Genomic DNA, 1,449 nt, shown 5'->3' with positions numbered 1-1,449 from the left:
GTGGACGCCCAGCTTGCCGAGGACGTTCTGCATGTGGGTGCGCACGGTGTGCGGGGAGAGGAACAGTCGTTCGGCGACGGCCTTGCGGCCGAGGCCCGCGACCATGCAGCGCAGTACCTCTCGCTCGCGCGGGGTCAGCGACTCCACCAGCTGTTCGCTCTCGGTGCGGTGCTTGCGCGCGGCCGTCAGCTCCTTGAGGACGGCGGTGAGCAGGGCGGGCGGCAGATGGGTCTCGTCGCGCAGCACACCCCGGATCACCGTCAGCAGCCGGGAGAGCGAGCAGTCCTTGGCGACCCAGCCGGAGGCACCCGCCTGCAGCGCGAGGGCCGCGCGCCGGGGTTCGTCCTTCTCGGCGAGGACCACCGTGCGCACCGCGGGCTGCGCCGAGCGGACCCCCGCGACCAGCGAGATCCCGTCGACCAGACCGTCCTCGTTGCCCTCCTGCACGGGCACGGCCGGGCGGACGCCGGGCAGATTGCCGCCCAGGTCGGCGTCGACGAGAAGGACGTCGTAGCGGCGGCCCTCGGCGGCCGCGCGCTCCAGGCAGCGCAGCGCGGCCGGGCCGCTGCCGGCGGCGGAGACGTCGACGTCGGGCTCGGCGGCCAGCGCCGCGGCCAGCGACTCGGCGAAGATGCGGTGGTCGTCGACGACCAGGACTCGGATACGAACCACGAAACCCCCTTCCCCAGGCTCCGCACGGAGCAGGGGATACCCAAGGTCCGGAGCACGACGACCCGCGCGGGCACGACACCTGCGGAAGGAACGCCCACCACACGGCCGCCGCCGTTGCGGAAACTGCTACCCCCACCACAGGCGCCGTACCCGCCTGTCTCGCCCCCTGATAAGCACCGGCCCCCACCGGTACTGCTCCTCAGAGTACGGATGGGAGCACGGAGCGGAAGCCGATTTACAGAACTGGCCGTCCGGCACGTTTATGGTGTGCCGCATGTTTCGTATTGAGGCGGAAGTCGACAAAGCCCGACGTGATCTGCTCCGCTCCCGGCTGCGGGACACCAACACGGCGGCGTCCCCGGTACTCGCGGCCCTGCGCGGCACACCGGGGGAACGTGAAGTCCCCCTGCACGTCTGGGCGCTGGACCCGGCCGGAGACCTGGCGGGCGGCCTGGTCGGCCACACCTGGACGACCTGGATGCACGTCACCTACCTGTGGGTCGACGCCGCCCACCGCGGTACGGGCCTCGGCTCCCGCCTCCTCGCCAAGGCCGAGCGCGTCGCCCGCGCCGACCGCGGCTGCACGGCCGCCCGGCTGGAGACGTGGGACTTCCAGGCACCGGAGTTCTACAAGAAGAAGGGGTACGACGTGGTGTGCGTGATCCCCGACTATCCGCCGGGGATCACGGAGTACACGCTGACGAAGCGGCTGGGGTGACGAAGGGTCACTCCGCCGGAGGGGGCGGCGGAGGTGGCGAGGGCGGGGGCGGGTAGGGC

At 72.0% G+C, this 1,449-nt stretch carries 2 protein-coding genes; one reads left to right on the top strand and one right to left on the bottom strand.

Translation table 11 applies throughout. The annotated features are described in order from the left end of the window. The coding region (locus BEK98_RS45300) for a LuxR C-terminal-related transcriptional regulator (RefSeq protein WP_094222676.1) at positions 1-672 on the bottom strand (672 nt) is incomplete at its 3' end. A gap of 262 nt (positions 673-934) precedes the next feature. On the opposite strand from BEK98_RS45300, the gene BEK98_RS45295 reads away from it, so the two are divergent. Beyond that, positions 935-1,390: a GNAT family N-acetyltransferase gene (locus BEK98_RS45295; RefSeq protein WP_208643420.1), complete on the top strand. Its 456-nt coding sequence runs from the start codon at positions 935-937 to the stop codon at positions 1,388-1,390. Positions 1,391-1,449: the final 59 nt, after the last annotated feature.

The sequence above is a fragment of the Streptomyces diastatochromogenes genome (assembly GCF_002242805.1).
Classification (GTDB): domain Bacteria; phylum Actinomycetota; class Actinomycetes; order Streptomycetales; family Streptomycetaceae; genus Streptomyces; species Streptomyces diastatochromogenes.
The sequence above is the reverse complement of the archived record's forward strand: the minus strand, read 5'-3'. Positions and strand labels throughout refer to the sequence as shown.

Coding starts and splice junctions, on each gene's coding strand:
- BEK98_RS45295 (WP_208643420.1), top strand. CDS start 935: ATGGTGTGCCGCATGTTTCGTATTGAGGCGGAAGTCGACAAAGCCCGA.